The following is a 19929-nucleotide window of genomic DNA, read 5'->3' as shown; positions in this document are numbered from 1 at the left end:
GCTCCCTCAGTTCGCCAGACGGGCCAGGATGGCCGGGCCCAGGTCGGTCACGTCGCCCGCGCCCATCGTCAGAACGAGGTCGCCCGGCTTGGCCATTCCCGCGATCACGTCCGGCACGGCGGCCTTGTCGTGCTCGGCGGCCACGTCGGCCCCGGCGGTGCGGGCCGCAGCGATGATGATCTCGCTGGTGACCCCGGGGACCGGGTCCTCGCGGGCCGGGTAGATGTCCAGGACCACGGAGGAGTCGGCCAGCGCCAGGGCCCGGCCCATCTCGGTGCCCAGCTCCTGGGTGCGGGAGAACAGGTGCGGCTGGAAGACGACCAGGATCCGGGCCTCGCCGGCCGCCCCGCGGATGGCCTCCAGGTCGGCCGTCATCTCGGTCGGGTGGTGCGCGTACGAGTCGATGACCTGCACCCCGGCCGCCTCGCCCTTGAGCTGGAGGCGGCGCTTGACCCCGGTGTACTTGCCCAGGGCGGCGGCCAGCTCCGCGGCCGGGACGCCCAGGGCGGCGCCGGCGGCGAGCGCGGCCACCGCGTTGTGGGCGTAGTGGCGGCCGGGGACGGAGACCGTGAAGGTCAGCTCGGCGCCGTCCATGAGCACGGTGACCTCGCTGGTCAGGCCGCGCGGGGTGACCCGGGTGACGCGGACGTCGGCCCCCTCGCTCTCGCCGTACGTCACGACGTTCACGGCCGTGGCCGCGCGGACCCGGCGGGTCAGCTCCACGGCCCCGGCCTGGTCGGCGGACACCACCAGGGTGCCGCCCGGGACGATCTTGCCGACGAAGGTCTCGAAGGACTCGTAGATCTCGTCCATCGAGGCGTAGTTGGCGTGGTGGTCCAGCTCGGCGTTGAGGACGATGGCGACCTCGGGCGCGTACGTGTGGAAGGAGCGGTCGCTCTCGTCGGCCTCGGCCACGAAGATCTCGCCGGCGCCGTGGTGCGCGTTGGAGCCCGGCGCGTCCAGGTCCCCGCCGATGGCGTACGAGGGCTCCAGGCCGAGGGCCGAGAGGGAGACCGCCAGCATCGAGGTGGTGGTGGTCTTGCCGTGGGTGCCGGCGACCGCCAGGGGGCGGGCGCCGGCCATGAGGGCGGCGAGCGCGTCGGAGCGGTGCACGACCGGGATCCCGAGCTCGGCCGCGCGGGCGAGCTCGGGGTTGTCCGCCCGGATGGCGCTGGAGACGACGACGCAGGTGGCGTCGTCGGCGAGGTGGCCGGCGTCGTGCCCGATGTGGACCGTCGCGCCGAAGCCCCGCAGGGCCTCGGCGGTGGCGGACTCACGGGAGTCGCTGCCGGCCACCTTCGCTCCCCGCTGGGCGAGGATCTTTGCGATTCCGGACATTCCGGCGCCGCCGATGCCGATGAAGTGGGGCCGGTCCATGGCGGTCGGCAGGCCGAGTGTCATGCGTGTCTCTCCCGAGGGCTGCGCCCGAAGGCTTGGTGCGGCGGTGCCCCGGAACGGGACACCCACCCCCGCAGCCTATTCGCTCTCGTTGTGGGCGAAGAGCTTGAGCACCGGAACACCCACCTTGTGGCGGGCCCGGGAGGCCCAGTCCCGGTGGAAGAACTCCTCCACGAAGTGCGGGGCGGTCAGCACGATCACCTCGTCGGCGCCCGTCTCCTCCACGACCGCCTTGAGCTTGTCGAGCGGGTGGTCCTCGACGATGTGCCCGACCGCGGGGTGCTTGCGGTCGCGCAGGGCCCGGAGCGAGTGCTCCAGGGCCTGTGCGGCGGGGCCGAGGGCCGCCTGGCCCTCCGGTTCGTCGCCCTCCCGGATCGCCTCGGGCAGCTCGCCGAGCGCGACGTCGTCGATGGCGCGCAGCAGCCGGTCCTGGTCCCCCCGGGGCTGGAGCAGCACGACGAAGGAGACGGGGTCGTCTCCGTGCAGGGTCGTGACGAAGTCCACGTCTACGGATGTCAGAGGCTTCTCGATCATCAATACGCTCGTGAACACGGACGCCCTCTCGATTCATGGGCCGTGGGCCCCTGCGGAAACCATCCTGCCCCGTCGGCACACGGGACCTGTTCAGGTAAGTGTGCCCAGCCGGAGAAAAGCGGAACGACAAATTCCGCAGCGTGTCAGCTCCGACGGTAGCGGGTGAACAGGAACCCGGCCTCCTCCAGCAGCGCGGCGAGTCCCAGCCGGGCCGGCTCGGCCATCGCGGGCCCCCCGGCGATGCGCTGGGCGTCCCCCGCCGTGAGGGTCGGCGAGACCGTCAGGCACAGCTCGTCCAGCACCCCGGCCGCGATGAACTGGCCCAGCAGCCGCGGACCGCCCTCGGTCAGCTGGCGCCGCAGCCCGCGTCCGGCCAGGACCTCCGGGACCCGCGCCGGATCCACCCCGGCGCCCTCCCCGGCGAGCAGCACCTCGGCCCCGGCCGCCCGGGCCGCGGCCACCCGGTCCGCCGGGGCGGCGGCCCCGGTGAGCACCAGGGTGGGCACCAGCGGGGCGGTGAACAGCGGCAGCGAGAAGTCCAGGTCCAGGCTCGCGCTGACCACGGCGATGGCCGGGGCCGGGCCCTGGCCGGCGGCGGCCCGGCGGGCGGCGAAGGCCTCCCGGGCGCGGGCCGGGCGGTAGCCCTCCAGGCGAACCGTTTCCGCACCGACCACGACCACGTCCGCCAGGGCGCGCAGGGTGCCGAAGATCCGCATGTCGGTGTCGCTGGAGATGGGCTGGGAGCGCCCCTCGTGCTGGGCCGCCCCGTCGAGGGAGGAGACCATGTTCCCCCGCATCCAGTGGCCCTCCGGGCCCAGGGCGGGGTAGGCGTAGGCCTCGGCCAGCTCGTCCAGGGACCACTCCCGGTCGGCCTCGTCGGGTGTCTGATCGGTCACAGGGAACAGGCGTCGCATGCGGTGCAGTGTGGCACGCCCCGTAGAGTTGAGAGCTGTGTCGACATCTCTCACCGCCTCCTCCGGGGCGCCTGCCGCCGGGCCCGAGCCCATAGCCGGGGCGGGCCCGCTGTCCCTGTGCGCCCGCGAGCCCCACGTACCCGCCGAACGGCTGGTCGCGGAGATGGTGCCGCCGCCGCGTTTCGACTCGGTGCGCTTCGACACCTACAACCCGGACCCGAACCAGCCCAGCCAGGCGCAGGCCGTCACCACCCTGAGCGCCTTCGCCGCCGGGCTCGGCGGGGCGCACGCGGCCGGCCCGGCCAAGCGCCGCTGGTTCTCGCGGACCCCGAAGGCCGCCGCGCCGGCCGGCCCCCGGGGGATCTACCTCGACGGCGGCTACGGCGTCGGCAAGACCCACCTGCTCGCCTCGCTCTGGCACGCCACCCCGGCGGCCCCCGAGTACAAGGCGTTCGGCACCTTCGTCGAGCTGACCAACCTGGTGGGCGCCCTCGGCTTCCAGCAGACCGTGCAGACCCTGGGCGGGCACCGGCTGCTGTGCATCGACGAATTCGAGCTCGACGACCCGGGCGACACCGTGCTCGTCTCCAGCCTGCTGCGCAAGCTGGTGGAATCGGGCGTGGCGCTGGCCGCCACTTCCAACACCCTGCCCGGCAAGCTGGGCGAGGGCCGGTTCGCCGCGGTGGACTTCCTCCGCGAGATCCAGGGCCTGTCCGCCCACTTCCGCCCGCTGCGCATCGACGGCGAGGACTACCGCCACCGCGGGCTGCCCGAGGCCCCGGCCCCGTACTCCGACGAGCAGGTCGCCCGGGCCGCGTACGCCACCCCCGGCGCCACCCTCGACGACTTCCCCGGGCTGCTGGACCACCTCGCCCGCGTGCACCCGAGCCGCTACAGCGCCCTGACCGAGGACATATCCGCGGTCTGCCTCACCGACGTGCGGGCGGTGCCCGACCAGTCCACGGCGCTGCGCCTGGTGGTCCTCGCGGACCGGCTGTACGACCGGGAGATACCGGTGCTCGCCTCCGGCGTGCCCTTCGACCGGCTGTTCAGCGAGGAGATGCTCAACGGCGGGTATCGAAAGAAGTACTTCCGGGCCATCTCGCGGCTCACCGCGCTCGCCCGCGACGCAAAGGGGCTGGTCTCCCAGTAGGTTGGGCCGGTCGGGCCAACACCGGCCCGGCGGACCCGCCTTGAAGGGAACCACCATGGCCGCCACGCGTCATGCACATGCCGTCTGGGAAGGCGATCTGCTCAAGGGCAAGGGCGAGGTGACGCTCGACTCCTCGGGCCTGGGCACGTACGCCGTCTCCTGGCCGGCCCGCACCGACGAGGAGGCGAACGGGCGGACCAGCCCGGAGGAGCTCATCGCCGCCGCGCACTCCAGCTGCTACAACATGGCCTTCTCGAACGTCCTGGCCAAGGCCGGCCACGCCCCGGCCCGGCTGAACACCAAGGCCGCCGTCACCTTCGTGCCCGGCCAGGGCATCACCGGCAGCCACCTGACCGTCGAGGGCGAGGTGCCCGGCATCGGCGAGGACGAGTTCCTCGCGGCCGCCGAGGACGCCAAGAAGAACTGCCCGGTCAGCCAGGCACTGGCCGGCACCACGATCACCCTGGACGCCAAGCTCGTCTGACCCCTCCCCGGGGCGACACCCGAGGACGTGTGGCCCGCATCGTTCCCCGCGCCGCAGGCGCGTGGTACCACATGCGGGTCACCTTTCCTGTCCTCCCCCGCACCCCGCCGGTGCGGGCGCCCCCGCAGGGAGTTGCCCGATGTCCGCAACACGCCGTCAGATCCTCGCCGGCACGGGGGCCATCGCCTCCGTCGCCTTCACCGGTGCCCTCGGCGAGCTGTTCACGGGAACCGCGAGCGCCGCCCCGCGGGGCCTGGCCGCCACCGGGTACGGGCCCCTCGTCCCGGACCCGGCCGGGCTGCTCGACCTGCCCGCGGGCTTCCGCTACACGGTGCTCTCCCGGTCCGGCGACCCCCTGCGCTCGGGCGAGGGCCAGGTCCCGCAGAACTGCGACGGCATGGCCGCCTTCCCCGGCGGCCGCGGCCGGGTCCGGCTGGTGCGCAACCACGAGAACCGGGCCACCGCCGCCCTGCGCGTGCCCCCCGTCGCGGGACTCACGTACGACCCCGGGGCCCGGGGCGGCTGCACCGTGCTGGAGCTGGACCCGCACGGCGCCGTGACCGGCGAGCGGGTGGGGGTGGCCGGCACCGCGGTGAACTGCGCCGGCGGCCCGACCCCCTGGCGCACCTGGCTGACCTGCGAGGAGACCGAGGACCGGGCGGGCACCGGCGACTACACCCGCGACCACGGCTTCGTCTTCGAGGTGGACCCGGCCGATCCGCACCGCAGCGGCGCGGTCCCGCTGACCGCCCTGGGCCGGTTCGCGCACGAGGCGGTGGCCGTGGACCCGCACAGCGGCATCGTGTACGAGACCGAGGACGCCTTCGTGAAGCCCTTCGGCCTCTTCTACCGCTTCCTGCCGGACCGGCCCTGCGGCGGCCTCGGCTCGCTGCGCGCGGGCGGGGCGCTGGAGGCCCTGCGGGTGCCGGACGTGCCGGACCTGTCGGCGGTGCAGGAGCCCGGGGCGCAGTTCCGCGTGGAGTGGGTGCCGGTGCCGGACCCGATGGCGGCGGGCACCCCGATCCGGCTCCAGGACTTCGGGCGGGGCGGGATCACGCACGCGCAGAAGCTGGAGGGCTGCTACTGGAGCGGCGGCGCGGTGTACTTCGTCTCCTCCTTCGCCCGCAGCAAGGACGGCTCGGCGGCGGACCACTTCGGCCAGGTGTGGAAGTACGAGCCCCGGCGCGGCCGCCTGACCCTCGTGGTGGTCTTCGGCCCGGCGACCGACGTGCAGCTGCCCGGCGAGTCCCCCGACAACATCTGCCTGGCCCCCGGCGGCGGGCTGATGGTCTGCGAGGACGGCAACGGGGCGCAGCACGTGTTCGGGCTGACCCGGCGCGGCGAGGTCTACCCGGTGGCGCGCAACGCCCAGAACCTCGGCACCCCGGCGGAGCCGGACTACGGGGAGTTCGCGGGGGTGACCTTCTCCCCGGACGGGTCGGTGATGTACCTCAACTGCTACACCCCCGGGACCACGTTCGCCGTGACCGGTCCCTGGCGCTGACTCGCGGCCGCGCCCGATCCGGCGGAGGATCGGACCCACGGCCGGTGGAGTTCCTCGGAAGGGGTGCGCGGTGGCGAAGGCCAAGGACAAGGGGACGGGCGGCAAGGCGGCCGGCAGGCGCGGGGAGGAGGGACCGGGGAGCCGGCACGGCGCCCGGCCGGAGTCCGGGCCCGCTCCCCTCGCCGGACCCGGGCCGGAGCTGCGGGCCCTGCTGCGGTTGCCCCCGGGGCGGCCGGTGGACCTGTCGGCCGCCGATCCCGCGGGCACGCCCGCCGGCCCCGGGCGCAAGGCGGCCGGGCTGGCGGCGACCGCCCTGATGGGCGAGGAGCTCGCGGCCCTCCAGGAGCGCCTGTACGCGGCGAGCACGGGAGGCGACCGGCGGCGGCTGCTGCTCGTCCTCCAGGGCATGGACACCAGCGGCAAGGGCGGCACGGTCAAGCACGTCATCGGGTACTTCAACCCCTCCGGGTGCCGCATCAAGGCCTTCAAGGCGCCCACCCCGGAGGAGCGCCGGCACCCCTTCCTGTGGCGGGTCATGCGGGCGCTGCCGGAGCCGGGCGAGATCGGCATCTTCGACCGCTCACACTACGAGGACGTCCTGATCGCCCGGGTGCGGGAGCTGGTCCCGCGCCGCTCGATCGGCCGCCGCTACGGGCAGATCAACCGCTTCGAGCAGTCCCTCGCGGACGACGGCGTGACCGTGGTGAAGGTGTTCCTCCACATCGGGTACGAGGAGCAGCGGCGCCGGCTGCTGGCGCGGCTGGACGATCCGCACAAGCACTGGAAGTTCAGCCCGGGCGACATCGACGAGCGGCTGCTGTGGCCCGCGTACCAGCGGGCGTACGAGCTCGCCCTGGAGCGCTGCTCCTCGTCCTCGGCGCCCTGGTACCTCGTCCCGGCGGACCGGAAGTGGTACCGCAACTGGGCGGTCAGCCGGCTGCTGCTGGAGCACCTGAGGGAGCTGGACCCGGCCTACCCGCCGGGAGACTTCGACGTGGAGGAGTGCCGTACCCGTCTGCTTGCCACATAGTCATATATGTTTCGCCCGTGACCATTTCCGTACGAAAGGCGGCCGCCGTGGCTGCGCTCGGTGCGGCCCTCGCCGGGTGCGGCGGCGGCACCGGTCCCGCGGAGACCCGTACCGCACCGGCTCCCGGCACCGCGTCCGCCGCTCCGGCGGCCCCGGCCCGGGGCGCCTCCCCGCAGGCCGCCGCCCCGGCGGCCCCCGCCGCGAAGCCGCCGGCCAAGCCGCCCACCCTGGCCCCGGGGCCCGGCGGGCTGACCCGCGTCTTCGAACGGGCCTCGAACGCCACGGACAAGACGGTGGCCCTGACCTTCGACGCCGACATGACCGCCGACCAGGGGCCGCGGGCCGCCGGCGGGGAGCGGTTCGACAACCCGCAGCTCATCTCCGCACTGCGCAGCCTGAAGGTGCCGGCGACCGTGTTCATGACCGGCCGCTGGGCCGAGGAGTATCCGGACCAGGCCAAGTCCATCGGCACGGACCCGAACTTCGAGATCGCGAACCACTCGTACAGCCACTACGCCTTCAAGAGCCCCTGCTACGGACTCCCGGCCCTGGACGGGGCGGCGGCCCGCGCCGACGTGGACCGGGCCTTCGAGGCCTTCCGGACCGCCGGTGCCCGCAACGTGGTGCCCTACTTCCGCTTCCCCGGCGGCTGCTACGACGACGACGCCCTGCGGGCCCTGTCCACGGCCGAGGTCACGGCCGTGCAGTGGGACGTGGTCAGCGGCGACGCGTTCGCGAAGGACCCCGGGCCGGTGGCGCAGCAGGTGCTCGACGGGGTGCGGCCGGGCTCGGTCGTGGTGATGCACTGCACGCGCAGCGCGGCCCCCACGACCGAGCAGGCGGTCCGGAAGATCGTCCCGGAGCTGCGGGCCCGCGGCTACCGCTTCGTCAAGGTGTCCGAGCTGATCGGCAAGTAGCCGGAGGGCCCGGCCGGGGCCGGGACCCGGCCGGAACCCGGTCCCGGTCAGCCCGAGGCGGGCCTCTCCACGAGCTCGCTCGGCCGGACGATGACGAAGCCCTCGCCCTGGAGCATCAGCTGCACGGCCTCTCCGGAGCCGCCGCGGATCATCGAGCCGACCGACTGGGACCGGTGCAGGCCCGTGCTGAGCTGGGCGCTCCAGCCGACCACCGCGTCGGTGTCCACGTACACGGGCATCTGCGGGGTGACGGGGATGACGATCGGGTTGCCCTCGCAGATCACGGCGAGCTTGCCGTGGCCGGTGAAGACGCTGTTGAAGAGGCCTCCGCCGGCCATTCCGCTGCCCTTGACCGTCCTTATCTCGTACGAGAGCGTCGGGTCGAAGCACAGGACGTTGCGGCCGTTGATCGTGAGCGCGTCGCCCGGCTCGATGTCCACGATGAAGCAGTTGGCGGCCTCGTGGGCGAACCAGGCCTCGCCCTGCCCGCGGACCGCCATCAGCGGCAGGCCCTCGCCGGTCACGGCGCGCTTGAGCATCCCGCCGATGCCCTGGCCCTTGCGCTCGAACTGGAGACTGCCGCGGTAGGCGATCATCGAGCCCTGCCGGGCGAGCATCTCGCCGTTGACCACGTACTTGACGGACTTGGCGTTCTGCAGGGTCATCCCGGGTGCGGTGGCCTGCTGCGCCAGGTTCTCGGAGGAAAAGAGGTCGCTCTTCATCCCAGGATCTTCGCCCTCGGGCCCTTCGCCGGACAACCGCCGGGCGTGTCACAGCCCTGCCACAGGGGCTGTGCCGGGGGCCGCGGCGGAGACTGGCATCCTTGACCCGGTGAGCAGCAGCCAGGACATGAGAGCCAGCTTCCGGGACGAGGCCCCGCAGTACGTACTGCCGCTGGTGGTGCGGATCGAGAAGGCGGAGCCGCCGGCCCGCACGGACGCGCTGGAGACGGCGGCGCGGGCGGTGCTGGTGCTCCTCGCGGACGAGCGGTCGCTCGGCGGGGGCGAGTGGGCCGCGGAGGTCGCCGCCTGGCAGGACGCCCGGATCCGGAAGGTGGTCCGGCGGGCCCGCGGGGCGGAGTGGCGCAAGGCCGGCACCCTGCCCGGGATCACGGTGCCCGGGGAGCGCGCCGAGGTCCGGGTGTTCCCGCCGGTGCCCCTCGACGGCTGGCCGAAGGAACTGGCCAAGCTCCAGGTGTCCGGGACCGACCTCGACGACCCGGAGCCGGCCGGGCCCGCCCCGGAGGGACTGCCCGTGCTGTGGCTGAATCCCGACCTCGACATGTCGGCGGGCAAGGCCATGGCCCAGGCCGGACACGGGGCGCAGCTGGCGTGGTGGGAGCTGACCGCGGCCGAGCGGGCGGCCTGGCGGGAGTCGGGCTTCGCGCTGGCGGTGCGGACCGCCCCCCGGGAGCGGTGGGCCGCGCTGTCGGGCAGCGGGCTGCCGGTGGTGCGCGATGCCGGTTTCACGGAGATCGCGCCCGGTTCCTGCACCGTCGTGGCCGACCATCCGGCCCTGCGGGCCCGGCTGGAACCTCAAATGTTGCTCTGAACGTCCCCTCTGCCGGATTCACCGGGTGCCGGGCGGGTCATCACACCGGCACAAGGAATCGGGGGAGGTATCGAGGATGAAGCCCGTGGCCCGCCTGGGGGTGGGGATCGGCTGGCGGCCGGAGATCGCGGAGACGGTCGAGCGGCTGCCGGAGCTGGACTGGGTGGAGGTGGTGGCCGAAAACATCTGCCCCGGCCACCTCCCGGAGTCCCTCGTACGGCTGAGGGAGCGCGGGGTCACGGTGGTCCCGCACGGGGTGTCGCTCGGGCTGGGCGGCGCGGACCGGCCGGATCCGGGCCGGCTCGCGGAGCTGGCCGAACGGGCGGTGGCGCTGGGGGCGCCGCTCGTCACCGAGCACATCGCGTTCGTGCGCGCCGGCGGGGAGCTGACCGCCTCCCCGCGGCTGGAGGCCGGGCACCTGCTGCCGGTGCCGCGCACCCGGGACGCGCTGGACGTGCTCTGCGAGAACGTGCGCATCGCCCAGGACGCCCTGCCGGTGCCGCTGGCCCTGGAGAACATTGCGGCCCTCGTGGCCTGGCCCGGCGAAGAGCTGTCCGAGGGCCGCTTCCTGGCCGAGCTGGTGGAGCGCACCGGCGTACGGCTGCTGATCGACGTGGCGAACCTGCACACGAACCGGGTCAACCGGGGCGAGGACCCCCTCGCCGTCCTGGCCGAACTGCCGCCGGAGTCGCTGGCGTACGTGCACGTGGCGGGCGGGGTGGAGCGCGACGGGGTGTGGCACGACACCCACGCCCACCCGGTGCCGCCGGAGGTGCTCGACCTGCTGTCCGGGCTCCGGGAGCGGCTGGACCCGCCGGGGGTCCTGCTGGAGCGCGACGACGCGTTCCCGGCGGAGCCGGAGCTGGCGGGCGAACTGGCGGCGGTCCGCGCGGCGCTGGCCCGGGGGGCGGCGTCGGCCGCGGCCCGGCGCCGACCGCCGTCTTCGCCCTCGCAGTCGCCGTCTTCGCCCTCGCAGTCGTCCTCTTCGCCCTCGTCCGTGCCCGGGCGGGCGCCGGCGGCGGACGCGGCCGTGCCGGCCGCCGCCCCCGCCGGGGCCCGGGAGCGGGTCGCGGTGGTGCAGACCGCGCTGCTCTCGGCCCTCGTGGCCGGGACCCCGGTGCCCGAGGGCTTCGACCCGGTGCGGGTGCGGGTCCAGGCGCGGGCCCTGGCGGCCAAGCGGGCCGACGTGGTGCGCAAGGTGGCCCCGGAGCTGCCCGGGATCCTGGGGGACGGGTACCGGGAGGCCTTCCTCGGCTACGCCCGGACCCGGCCCATGGCCGGCGGATACCGCCGCGACGCCCTGGACTTCGCCGAGTACCTGCTCGTCAAGGAGCTGCCGGCGGAGCCCGCCGCGCGCCGTGAACTCACCCACTGGTGGCAGGACCGCACCGGACCCCGGCCGCCCGGCCGGATCCGCCGGATGCGGCGCCGCGCCCGTACCCTCGTCGGGAGGTGGACCCCGTGAGCGGTCCCCTGTTGCTGCTCGCCCCGGCCGTCTGGGCGGCCGTCGCCTGCTCCACCCTGGCGATCGGGATCGGCCTGTCCCGGTCCCGGCGGAGCACCGGGCCGGACTCCCCGCTCCAGGACCTGTCCGAGGCCGCCTTCCTGACGGGCGGTCCGCGGCTGGTCGTGGACACCGCGATCGTCGCGCTCTGCCACGACGGCCGGATGATGGTCGGCGGGCCCGGCATCGTCCAGGTCCGCTCGGGGGCCCGGCCCGCGGACCCGGTCCAGCGGGTGGTGCTGCGTACCCACGAGGCGGGCCCGCACGGCTCGCTCGGACTGCTGCGCGCCACCGCCATGACCGATCCCGTGGTCCAGGAGATCGGGGACGACCTCGCCGACCGGGGGCTGCTGGCCCGGCCGGGCAGCGGAGACGCCTGGAAGCGGCGGGCCAAGGTGCAGATGCTGGCCTGCCTGCTCCTGCTGCCGGTCGCGTTCGCGCTGAGCGTGGTGCAGGCGGCCCGGCCGGGGCCGTTCACCGAGAACGGCCTGCCGATCCTGCTGATGGTGGCCCCGGCCGTGTTCCTCGGGCTGCTCGCGGGTGCGGTCCTGCACGGCATGGCGGGCCGCCGGGTCACCCCGGCCGGCCGCCGGTCCCTGAACGCGTACCGGATCACGTACTTGTCCTCCCGGGAACCGGTGGTGCAGGTCGCCCTGTTCGGGCTGATGCACCTGCCCGACCCGCTGCTGCGGGCCCACCTGTTCCGGGCGGGCCTGGGGGGTCCGGCCCGCGGCGGCCGCCCGGGGCGCCCGCACACCCCGTCGCACACGGACGCGTACACCCCGGGCGCCGAGACGGCGGCGGCGGTCGTGTGGTGCGCGACGAGCGACTCCGGGACGGGCTCCGGCAGCGGCTGCGGCAGCTCCTCGGGGTCCTCGTGCGGCTCCTCCGGGTCCTCCGGGTCCGCCTGCGGATCTTCCGGGTCCTCCTGCGGGTCCTCGTCCGGGTCGAGTTGCAGCAGTTCCAGTTGCGGCAGTTCGTCCGGTTCGAGCTGCGGAAGCAGCAGTTCCTGATCACGGGTCCGTCACGAGCTGCTCACGCCTCGGCGGACACCGGGATCCGCCCGCCCGGAGGCCGGTAGAACCACGGGCATGTTCTGGGTCCTCTTCCTGCTCGTGGCCTGGGCCGGGGCGCTGCTGGCCTGCGGGCGGCTGCTGATCGCGGCGGGCGCCGCCGCCGATCCCGCCCCCCGGCCCACCGTCCACCACCACGGGGAGCTGAACCTGTACGAGGCCGCCTACCTGGCCGGCGGCCCCCAGCGGGTGGCCGTGCTGACGCTGCTGTCGATGGAGCGCCAGCGGCGGCTGCTCCTGGCGCACACCGGCTGGGCCACGGTGGTGGACCCGGTGGGCCGGGACGCGCTGGAACGTTCCCTCCTGGGCGCGTTCGGCCCGGACGGGCAGTCCCCGGTGGCCTCGGTGCGGACGGCCGCGGCCGGGTGCACGGCGGTACGGGAGCTCGCCGAGCGGCTCGGCACGGCCGGGCTGGCGGTGCCGGAGGCGGTGCGCACCGCGTACGAGGAGGGGGTCCGGGCGGTCTGGGCGGCCACCGTGCTCATCCTGCTGCTCTCGGCGGCCGCGCTGTCCCTGCTCTCCGGGGCGGGCACCGATGCCACGCTGGTCGCCTGCTGGTTCGCGCTGCCGCTCCTGCTGACCGTGTCCTGCCTGGCGATCTCCCGCTTCGAGTCGCGGCCGCACTCCCCCTGGGCCTCCCCGGCCGGGCAGCGGCTGCTGGTCGGCCTGGACCGGGCCGAGGTGCAGGAGCCCCCGGAGGACGACCTCGGCCTGCTGACGGCCGTGGCGGTGCGCGGGCTGTCGGCCGTACCGGATCCGGGGCTGCGGGCCGCGCTGTCCGGCGGGCGGGGGAAGCTCCTCGTGCATCGGGGTCGTTGAACCGCGACACCCGGGCCCGCTCCTTTACTTCGCCCGGCCCTCCGCCGAGCATCCCGACCTGAAGATCAGATGATCTGCCGGTCTGCTGAAAGGCGCGGGATGCGGACTCTCGTACGGTACGCGGCCGGCGCCGCCGTGCTCTCCCTCACCCTCTGCGCCCCGGCCCCGGCAGCCGCCGCCCCGCCCGCCCCCGGCGCCTTCGGACAGGCCGCCGCCCCCGGACGGGTCGGCGCCGAGCAGGCCAACGCCGAGCAGGCCGGCGCCGAGCGCGCCGCGCGCCGGGCCGCGGCCGCCGGTCTGGCCTTCGGCCGCTGCCCGCTCGTGGAGGACCTCCCGGACGAGGTGCGCTGCGCGCTGTTGGAGGTGCCGCTCGACTACGCCCGCCCCGACGGCCCCCGGATCACACTGACCGTCAGCCGGGTCCCGGCCACCGGCCCGCGCCGCGCCCGCCAGGGCGCACTCGTCCACAACCCCGGTGGCCCCGGCGGCTCCGGCATGTACTTCCCCGCCCTCGGCACCCTCCCGCAGTGGCGGCGGGTGGCCGCCGCCTACGACCTGGTGGGCTACGCCCCGCGCGGGGTGGGCCGTTCGGCCCCGCTGTCCTGCCAGGACCCGGCCGCGTTCGCGAAGGCGCCCACCGAGGCCCCGCCGCGGCCCACCGCCGCCCACAAGAAGCAGCGCACCGCGGCGGCCCTCGCCTACGCCCGCGGCTGCGCGCGGCGGGCCGGGGCGGCCCTGCACCAGTACACGACCCGGGCCAACGCCCGCGACCTGGACGTGCTGAGGGCCGCGCTGGGCCAACGAAAGCTGACCTTCCTGGGTGCCTCGTACGGCACCTACCTCGGGGCGGTCTACGCGACGCTGTACCCGGACCGGGTCCGGCGGATGGTCTTCGACTCGGCGGTGAACCCCGATCCGCGCCGGGTCTGGTACCTCAACAACCTCGACCAGTCCCGGGCCTTCGAGCAGCGCTGGCTGGACTTCCGCACCTGGGTGGCCCGGCACCACTCCGTCTACCGGCTGGGCAGCACCCCCGCAGCGGTCCTGAAGAGCTACGAGAAGGTGCGCGCGGCGGTGGCCCGGCGGCCGGCCGGCGGGCGGGCCGGCACCGGCGAGCTCCAGGCCGCCTTCCTGAAGACCGCCTACCACGACGACTTCTGGGCGGTACGGGCAGCCGCGCTGAGCGCGTTCCTCCGGGGTGATCCGGGCCCGCTCGCCGACCAGGCGGCGCCGGACCCGCGCTCGGCGGCCGCGGACGAGAACGCGACGGCCGTGTACACGGCGGTGCTGTGCAACGACGCCGTCTGGCCCGCGGACTTCAGCACCTGGGACCGGGACCACACCGCGCAGGCGGCCGCGGCCCCGTTCGAGACCTGGGACAACGCGTGGACCAACCTGCCGTGCGCGTACTGGCCGAAGGGGCCGCGGCAGCAGCCGGTGGACGTGCGCACCGGGCCGGGGAAACTGCCGCACACGCTGATCGTGGCGGCGGAGCGGGACGGGGCCACGCCCTACCCGGGGGCGCTGGAGCTCCAGCGCAGGCTGCACGGCTCCGCGCTGGTGACGGAGCGGCGGGCCGGCAGCCACGGGGTGACCGGGGGCCTCAACGCGTGCGTGGACCGGCACGTGGAGCGCTATCTGCTCACGGGCCGCATCCCGGGATGGCGGGTGGACTGCGCGCCGCATCCGGAGCCCGCACCGGTGTCGCTGGACCGCCGGGCGGCAGCACCCTCGTGACGAGGGCATGCTGCCGCCGGGCGTCTGAACTTCCGGGCGGGGTCCGGCTGCGTCGTTTCGGGGGCACTGCCTCCCGATCCGCCGGAGTCCACCCCTGTGTCACGGGTGCAGCTCCGGCCCGTCCCCCCAGGGGAGGTCTCAGGCGAGTCCGGCCACCAGATCGGCGACGGACTTGCGGCGCCCGGTGAAGAAGGGCACCTCCTCGCGCACGTGCATGCGGGCCTCGGAAGCGCGCAGGTGGCGCATGAGGTCCACGATCCGGTAGAGCTCGTCGGCCTCGAAGGCCAGCAGCCATTCGTAGTCGCCCAGCGAGAAGGAGGCGACGGTGTTGGCGCGGACGTCCGGGAAGCCGCGGGCCATCTTGCCGTGGTCGGCGAGCATCCGGCGGCGGTCCTCGTCGGGCAGCAGGTACCAGTCGTACGAGCGCACGAAGGGGTACACGCTGACGTAGTCGCGGGCCACCTCGTCGGCGAGGAACGCCGGGATGTGCGACTTGTTGAACTCGGCGGGGCGGTGCAGCGCCATGTTCGACCAGACCGGCTCCAGCGCGCGGCCCAGCCGGGTCCGGCGGAACAGGTTGTACGCCGTCTGGAGCTCGTCCGCCGTCTCCGCGTGCCACCAGATCATGACGTCTGCGTCGGCGCGCAGGCCGGAGACGTCGTAGGTGCCGCGGACGGTGATGTCCTTGGCGGCGAGCTGGTCGAACAGCTCCTGCACCTCGTCGGCGAAGCCGGCGCGGTCCTCGGGGAGCACGTCCCGCAGCTTGAAGACAGACCACAGGGTGTAGCGGATGACCTCGTTGAGGTCCTTCGCCTTCTTCCCTGCGTTGGGGATCTTCTCGGGTGCAGTCATGTGCCTATTGTCCCGTGTCCCGATCGGTGCTCTTCGCCAGGGTGCCCAAGATCGCGTCGGCGGCCTTCTGCGCACTGCCGATCACGGCCGGGATGCCCACCCCGTCGTACAGCGCTCCGCACACCGAGAGCCCCGGCAGTGCATCCACCGAGGCCCGGATGCGGGCCACCCGGGCGAGGTGGCCGACCGGGTACTGGGGCAGTCCGCCGTCCCAGCGGGTGACGGCCGAGGCCACCGGCCGGGCGGCCAGGCCCACCGCCTCGCCGAGGTCGGCGAGGGAGATCCCGACCAGCTCGGAGTCCGGGCGGCCGAGGTCGCGCTCGTCCCCGTGCCGGCCCACCGAGGTGCGCAGCAGGAACAGGTCCCCGCCGGCCTTCCCGGTCCAGGCCCACTTGTTGCTGGAGAAGGTGGAGGCCTTGATCGTCCGGCCGTCCACGGGCGGTACGAGGAACCCGCTGCCCGCGCCGGGCCCGGTGAGGGCGGCCGGCAGCTCGGAGCGCCGGAAGGCCATGGTCACCAGGGCCATGGAGGCGTACTCGACGGTGCGCAGCTCGGCCGCGGCGGCCGGGGCGAGCGCGTCCAGCAGGGCGGCGGCCGGGCCCGCGGGCACGGCGAGCACCACGGCCTCCGCATCGAGCACCTCGCCGCCGCCGGTGACGGCTCGCCAGCCCGCCGCGGTGCGCGCCAGCTCGCGTACGGAGGTCCCCGTGCGCAGGTCGGCGCCCGCGGCGCGGCAGGCCCGGGCGACGGCCTCCGGCAGCCGGCCGATGCCGCCGTCGATGCCCTGGAAGACCGGGCCTGCGGCCCGGGGGGCCGCGGCGGCGGAGCGCTGGATCTCGCGGACGCCCTCGCCCAGGCTGCGATGGGTGCGGGCGGCCTCGAACAGGGCGGGGACGGCCGCGCGCATCGAGATGCGGTAGGCGTCCCCGGCGTACACCCCGCCGAGGAGGGGTTCGACGAGCCGGTCGACGACCTCGCGGCCCAGCCGGGCGGCCACGTACGCGCCGACGGCCACGTCCTCGCCGATCTCGGTGGCGGGCAGTTCGGCGTCCTGCGCGGTGCGGCGCAGCCCTTCGTCGGTGAGCACGCCGGAGGCGGCCAGCGGGGCGAGGTCGCCGGGGACGCCCATCACGTGGCCGGTGGGCATGGGGCGCAGGGCCCCGCGGGTCCACAGGGTGGCGGTCGCGGTCGCGGGCGGCTGGAGGGCCTCGCCGAGGCCGACCGCCCGGGCGAGTTCCACGGCTTCGGGGCGGCGGGCGAGCATCGACTCGGCGCCCAGGTCCACGGGCCGGCCCTCGAGTTCGCCGGCGTACAGCTTGCCGCCGAGCCGGTCCGCGGCCTCCAGCAGGGTGACCTGCACCCCGGCCGCCGAGAGCCGGTGCGCGGCGGCGAGCCCGGCGATGCCACCGCCGATCACGAGCACCCGGCGGGCCGGGCCGCCGCCGGGTCCGGCGGGCCGGGTGGATTCCGTACGCACGTCCGCTTCTTGCATGGGTGCATCGTCTCATTTCCCGTAACGAGGCCGGACCGTGACCGGTTCGGGACCACGGGACGGCAACCCGGGCGGGGGCTGCGCACGTCGAACCAGCGCACGGAAGACACTCGGCAGGAACCAACACCTCGGGGGCAGCCCATGCACACCACCCGTACCACCGGCCGCACGGCCGCCGCGCGCACCGCGACCGGGCTCGCGGCCCTCTCGTTGGCGGGGGCCCTCGCGCTCACCGGCTGCGGAGCCGGCGGGAGCAGTGCCGGCCTGGGCGCCGACCAGGGCAAGTCGGCCCCGCAGGCCGCGGACCGGGCCGGGCAGTCCGGCGCCGGGGCCAAGGGCTCCGGCGCGGAGGCCGCCCGGCCCGGCGGTACCGCCAAGGCCCCGGCCGTCCGCTCCCACGTGATCCGCACGGCGCAGCTGTCCGTCGAGGCGAAGAGCGCGCAGCGGGCCCTGGCCGCGGCGCGGGCGGCCGCGGTGGACGCCGGCGGGTACGTGGGCAACGAGTCCAGCGAACGCGATCCGGACGGCGGGATGTCCTCGCAGCTCACCCTGCGGGTGCCGGCGGAGCGCTTCGACCGGGTGCTCGGCGCCCTGGAGGGCAGCGGGAAGCTGCTGAGCCGCAAGGTGGACGCCCAGGACGTCACCCAGCAGGTGGTGGACGTCGAGAGCCGCGTGAAGTCCCAGCAGGCGAGCGTGGCCCGGGTGCGGGAGATGATGCAGAAGGCCACGCAGCTGAGCGACGTGGTCATGCTGGAGGGGGAGCTGAGCCGCCGTCAGTCCGACCTGGAGTCCCTGCTGGCGCAGCAGGAGTCCCTCAAGGACCGGACCTCGCTGGCCACGATCACCCTGACGGTGTCCGAGCCCGCTCCGGCCGGGGAGGAACCGGCGGAGGACTCCGAGCCCGGGTTCCTCGACGCGCTCTCCGGCGGCTGGTCGGTCTTCCTCGCGGTGCTGCGGTGGATCACGGTGGTGTTCGGGGCCCTGCTGCCGTTCCTGGTGCCCGCCGCCCTGCTGGTGGCGGTCCGGCGGCCGCTGGGCCGGCTCTACCGCAAGGTGCGCCCGGCGCGGCCGTCGGCGCCCGGGCACCCGGCCGGTCCGGCGGCGGGGCCGTGGCCGGCTCAGCCGCAGGTGCCGGTGCAGGCGCCGGTGCCGGGCCCGGTGCCTGCGCAGGTCCCGGCCCGGGCTCCGGAGCCGGGCGCGGGCCCGGACGCCGGCTCGGGCTCGGGCTCGGGCGACCCCGGCAACGGCTGAGCCCCCCGTACCGTCCCGAACCCCCGTTCCCCCGTAGCGTGTTCCGCACAGGCACAGGCACCCGCCCGGGTACGTGGACGACAGCGCGCACGGGCACGGGCACGGCGGAGGGACGGGACGCGGCATGGCGACGGAACGGCTGGTGGTGGTCGGAGGCGACGCGGCGGGGATGTCCGCCGCGTCCCAGGCCCGGCGGCTCAAGGGCCCCGGGGAACTGGAGATCGTCGCCTTCGAGCGCTCGCACTTCACCTCGTACTCGGCGTGCGGGATCCCGTACTGGATCGGCGGCTCGGTGCCCGAGCGCGACGACCTCGTCGCCCGCACCGCCGAGGAGCACCGGGCCCGGCACATCGGCCTGCGGATGCGCACCGAGGTGGTGGAGCTGGACCTGGCCGGCCGGCGGGTCCGGTCCCGCGACCTGGACTCCGGGTCCGAGGAGTGGACGGGCTTCGACAAGCTGGTGCTGGCCACCGGGGCCCGCCCGCTGCGGCCCCCGCTGCCCGGGATCGACGCGCCCGGGGTGCACGGGGTGCAGACCCTCGACGACGGGCAGTCCCTGCTGGACACCCTCGACGGGCTGGAGTCGCAGGACGGGCACGGGGCGGCCGGGGACGGCGCCGGGCGGCAGGCCGTGGTCGTCGGCGCCGGCTACATCGGCGTGGAGATGGCCGAGGCGCTGACCGTCCGCGGCTACGAGGTGACGGTGCTGCACCGCGGCGACCAGCCCATGGCCACGCTCGACCCGGACATGGGCGGGCTGGTGCACCGGGCGATGAACGCGATGGGCATCCGCACGGTCGCCCGCGCCGAGGTCACCGGCTTCCGCACCGGACCGGAGGGCCGGGTCCGGTCGGCCGTCACCGAGGACGGCACCGAGTACCCGGCGGACGTGGTGGTGCTCGGCCTCGGCGTGGAGCCGCGGACCGAACTGGCCCGCGCGGCCGGGCTGCCGCTGGGCGACTCGGGGGGCCTGCTGACCGACCTGTCCATGCGGGTGCGGGGGCAGGAGAACGTGTGGGCGGGCGGGGACTGCGTGGAGGTGCTCGACCTGGTCGCGGGCCACACCCGGCACATCGCGCTGGGCACCCACGCCAACAAGCACGGGCAGGTGATCGGCTCCGGGGTGGGCGGCGGCTACGCCACCTTCCCCGGGGTGGTCGGCACCGCGGTAAGCAAGGTCTGCGACCTGGAGATCGCGCGCACCGGACTGCGCGAGAAGGACGCGCTGGCGGCCGGGCTGCGCTTCGTGACCTCCACGATCCGCTCGACGAACACGGCCGGGTACTACCCCGGGGCGGCCGAGATGACCGTGAAGATGCTGGCCGAGCAGCGGACCGGGCGGCTGCTCGGCGTGCAGATCGTGGGCGGGGCGGGGGCGGCGAAGCGGGTGGACGTGGCGGCGGTCGCGCTGACCGCGGGCCTCACGGTCGAGCAGGTGGCCGCCCTGGACCTGGGCTACGCGCCCCCGTTCTCCCCCGTCTGGGACCCCGTCCTGGTCGCGGCCCGCAAGGCGGTGACCGCGGTCCGCGCCGCCTCCATCTGACGGGGGCGGAAGGATCCGGCCCGTCCGGCGCCCCCTGGACCGGCGTCCCGGGGGGGGCGCCCCCCGGGAGGAGGGGGGAGCGGGGGGGGGTTGTGTGGGCGTAGTCCCCCAGGAAGGTTGACGTGTTGGGGGCCGTCGTTGGCAAGACACCATGGGCGAAGTTGGAGAAGTGG

Annotated in this window: 18 protein-coding genes; 12 read left to right on the top strand and 6 right to left on the bottom strand. The window is 75.0% G+C overall.

From position 1 onward, the window contains the following. Window positions 1–6 precede the first annotated feature (6 nt). From murC to ACZ407_RS30745, 3 genes are all read right to left on the bottom strand, one after another. The gene (gene murC, locus ACZ407_RS30755; RefSeq protein ID WP_468134025.1) at window positions 7–1401 is read right to left on the bottom strand and encodes a UDP-N-acetylmuramate--L-alanine ligase; all 1395 of its coding nucleotides are present in this window, start codon (window positions 1399–1401) and stop codon (window positions 7–9) included. A gap of 75 nt (window positions 1402–1476) precedes the next feature. After that, window positions 1477–1950 (bottom strand): indole-3-glycerol phosphate synthase, encoded by a 474-nt coding sequence (locus tag ACZ407_RS30750; RefSeq protein WP_468134023.1) that lies wholly within the window; start codon window positions 1948–1950, stop codon window positions 1477–1479. Window positions 1951–2075: 125 nt separating this feature from the next. Then, entirely contained in the window at window positions 2076–2846 is a 771-nt protein-coding gene (locus tag ACZ407_RS30745; RefSeq protein WP_468134021.1) for a pyrimidine reductase family protein, read from the bottom strand. Window positions 2847–2883: 37 nt separating this feature from the next. Here ACZ407_RS30745 and zapE point away from each other — a divergent pair, with 37 nt between their 5' ends. From zapE to ACZ407_RS30720, 5 genes are all read left to right on the top strand, one after another. After that, window positions 2884–3999 carry a cell division protein ZapE gene (gene zapE, locus ACZ407_RS30740; RefSeq protein ID WP_468134019.1) on the top strand — a complete coding sequence of 372 codons (1116 nt, stop codon included), beginning with the start codon at window positions 2884–2886 and terminating at the stop codon, window positions 3997–3999. Between the two features lie 55 nt (window positions 4000–4054). Beyond that, complete coding sequence (locus ACZ407_RS30735; protein WP_468134017.1) at window positions 4055–4483, top strand: OsmC family protein; 429 nt, start codon at window positions 4055–4057, stop codon at window positions 4481–4483. 139 nt (window positions 4484–4622) lie between these two features. Further along, on the top strand, window positions 4623–5987 hold the full coding sequence (locus ACZ407_RS30730; protein ID WP_468134015.1) for an alkaline phosphatase PhoX: 1365 nt from the start codon (window positions 4623–4625) through the stop codon (window positions 5985–5987). 70 nt (window positions 5988–6057) lie between these two features. After that, the gene (locus ACZ407_RS30725; RefSeq protein WP_468134013.1) at window positions 6058–7017 is read left to right on the top strand and encodes a PPK2 family polyphosphate kinase; all 960 of its coding nucleotides are present in this window, start codon (window positions 6058–6060) and stop codon (window positions 7015–7017) included. A 17-nt stretch (window positions 7018–7034) separates the two neighbouring features. After that, window positions 7035–7934, top strand: a complete 900-nt coding sequence (locus tag ACZ407_RS30720; RefSeq protein WP_468134011.1) for a polysaccharide deacetylase family protein — start codon at window positions 7035–7037, stop codon at window positions 7932–7934. Window positions 7935–7981: 47 nt separating this feature from the next. Here ACZ407_RS30720 and ACZ407_RS30715 read toward each other — a convergent pair whose 3' ends face one another. Beyond that, entirely contained in the window at window positions 7982–8656 is a 675-nt protein-coding gene (locus tag ACZ407_RS30715; protein WP_468134009.1) for an AIM24 family protein, read from the bottom strand. A 127-nt stretch (window positions 8657–8783) separates the two neighbouring features. Between ACZ407_RS30715 and ACZ407_RS30710 the strand changes: the two genes are divergently transcribed. The 5 genes from ACZ407_RS30710 (at window position 8784) to ACZ407_RS30690 (ending at window position 14618) form a co-directional block, all read left to right on the top strand. After that, a complete protein-coding gene (locus tag ACZ407_RS30710; protein WP_468134084.1) occupies window positions 8784–9485 on the top strand; it encodes a peptidyl-tRNA hydrolase in 702 nt (233 codons plus the stop codon). Window positions 9486–9561: 76 nt separating this feature from the next. Then, window positions 9562–10950: an MbnB/TglH/ChrH family RiPP precursor modification enzyme gene (locus ACZ407_RS30705; RefSeq protein WP_468134007.1), complete on the top strand. Its 1389-nt coding sequence runs from the start codon at window positions 9562–9564 to the stop codon at window positions 10948–10950. Next, window positions 10947–12002, top strand: a complete 1056-nt coding sequence (locus ACZ407_RS30700) for a TIGR04222 domain-containing membrane protein (protein ID WP_468134005.1) — start codon at window positions 10947–10949, stop codon at window positions 12000–12002. Before ACZ407_RS30705 ends, ACZ407_RS30700 begins: the two co-directional genes overlap by 4 nt. Window positions 12003–12080: 78 nt before the next feature. Continuing rightward, complete coding sequence (locus ACZ407_RS30695) at window positions 12081–12881, top strand: TIGR04222 domain-containing membrane protein (protein WP_468134003.1); 801 nt, start codon at window positions 12081–12083, stop codon at window positions 12879–12881. Window positions 12882–12980: 99 nt separating this feature from the next. Next, complete coding sequence (locus ACZ407_RS30690) at window positions 12981–14618, top strand: alpha/beta hydrolase (protein WP_468134001.1); 1638 nt, start codon at window positions 12981–12983, stop codon at window positions 14616–14618. A 138-nt stretch (window positions 14619–14756) separates the two neighbouring features. On the opposite strand, the gene hemQ is transcribed toward ACZ407_RS30690, so the two are convergent. Together hemQ and hemG are read right to left on the bottom strand one after the other, a co-directional pair. Continuing rightward, a complete protein-coding gene (hemQ, locus tag ACZ407_RS30685; protein WP_226733729.1) occupies window positions 14757–15470 on the bottom strand; it encodes a hydrogen peroxide-dependent heme synthase in 714 nt (237 codons plus the stop codon). Window positions 15471–15474: 4 nt separating this feature from the next. After that, window positions 15475–16962 (bottom strand): protoporphyrinogen oxidase, encoded by a 1488-nt coding sequence (gene hemG / locus ACZ407_RS30680; protein WP_468133998.1) that lies wholly within the window; start codon window positions 16960–16962, stop codon window positions 15475–15477. Window positions 16963–17103: 141 nt separating this feature from the next. On the opposite strand from hemG, the gene ACZ407_RS30675 reads away from it, so the two are divergent. Continuing rightward, a complete protein-coding gene (locus ACZ407_RS30675) occupies window positions 17104–18213 on the top strand; it encodes a DUF4349 domain-containing protein (protein WP_468133996.1) in 1110 nt (369 codons plus the stop codon). Window positions 18214–18337: 124 nt separating this feature from the next. Continuing rightward, complete coding sequence (locus tag ACZ407_RS30670) at window positions 18338–19756, top strand: FAD-dependent oxidoreductase (RefSeq protein ID WP_468133994.1); 1419 nt, start codon at window positions 18338–18340, stop codon at window positions 19754–19756. The last annotated feature ends 173 nt before the right edge of the window (window positions 19757–19929 follow it).

It is taken from the genome of Streptomyces sp. NPDC030809 (assembly GCF_055572195.1).
Note: the sequence above shows the minus strand (reverse complement) of the source record. Positions and strands in the feature narration are given on the sequence as shown.

Excerpts from the sequence above, each read along its gene's own strand:
- murC (WP_468134025.1), bottom strand. The coding sequence starts at position 1,401 with ATGACACTCGGCCTGCCGACCGCCATGGACCGGCCCCACTTCATCGGC.
- ACZ407_RS30745 (WP_468134021.1), bottom strand. The coding sequence starts at position 2,846 with ATGCGACGCCTGTTCCCTGTGACCGATCAGACACCCGACGAGGCCGAC.
- ACZ407_RS30735 (WP_468134017.1), top strand. The coding sequence starts at position 4,055 with ATGGCCGCCACGCGTCATGCACATGCCGTCTGGGAAGGCGATCTGCTC.
- ACZ407_RS30730 (WP_468134015.1), top strand. The coding sequence starts at position 4,623 with ATGTCCGCAACACGCCGTCAGATCCTCGCCGGCACGGGGGCCATCGCC.
- ACZ407_RS30715 (WP_468134009.1), bottom strand. The coding sequence starts at position 8,656 with ATGAAGAGCGACCTCTTTTCCTCCGAGAACCTGGCGCAGCAGGCCACC.
- ACZ407_RS30710 (WP_468134084.1), top strand. The coding sequence starts at position 8,784 with ATGAGAGCCAGCTTCCGGGACGAGGCCCCGCAGTACGTACTGCCGCTG.
- ACZ407_RS30705 (WP_468134007.1), top strand. The coding sequence starts at position 9,562 with ATGAAGCCCGTGGCCCGCCTGGGGGTGGGGATCGGCTGGCGGCCGGAG.
- ACZ407_RS30695 (WP_468134003.1), top strand. The coding sequence starts at position 12,081 with ATGTTCTGGGTCCTCTTCCTGCTCGTGGCCTGGGCCGGGGCGCTGCTG.
- ACZ407_RS30690 (WP_468134001.1), top strand. The coding sequence starts at position 12,981 with ATGCGGACTCTCGTACGGTACGCGGCCGGCGCCGCCGTGCTCTCCCTC.
- hemQ (WP_226733729.1), bottom strand. The coding sequence starts at position 15,470 with ATGACTGCACCCGAGAAGATCCCCAACGCAGGGAAGAAGGCGAAGGAC.
- hemG (WP_468133998.1), bottom strand. The coding sequence starts at position 16,962 with ATGCAAGAAGCGGACGTGCGTACGGAATCCACCCGGCCCGCCGGACCC.
- ACZ407_RS30675 (WP_468133996.1), top strand. The coding sequence starts at position 17,104 with ATGCACACCACCCGTACCACCGGCCGCACGGCCGCCGCGCGCACCGCG.
- ACZ407_RS30670 (WP_468133994.1), top strand. The coding sequence starts at position 18,338 with ATGGCGACGGAACGGCTGGTGGTGGTCGGAGGCGACGCGGCGGGGATG.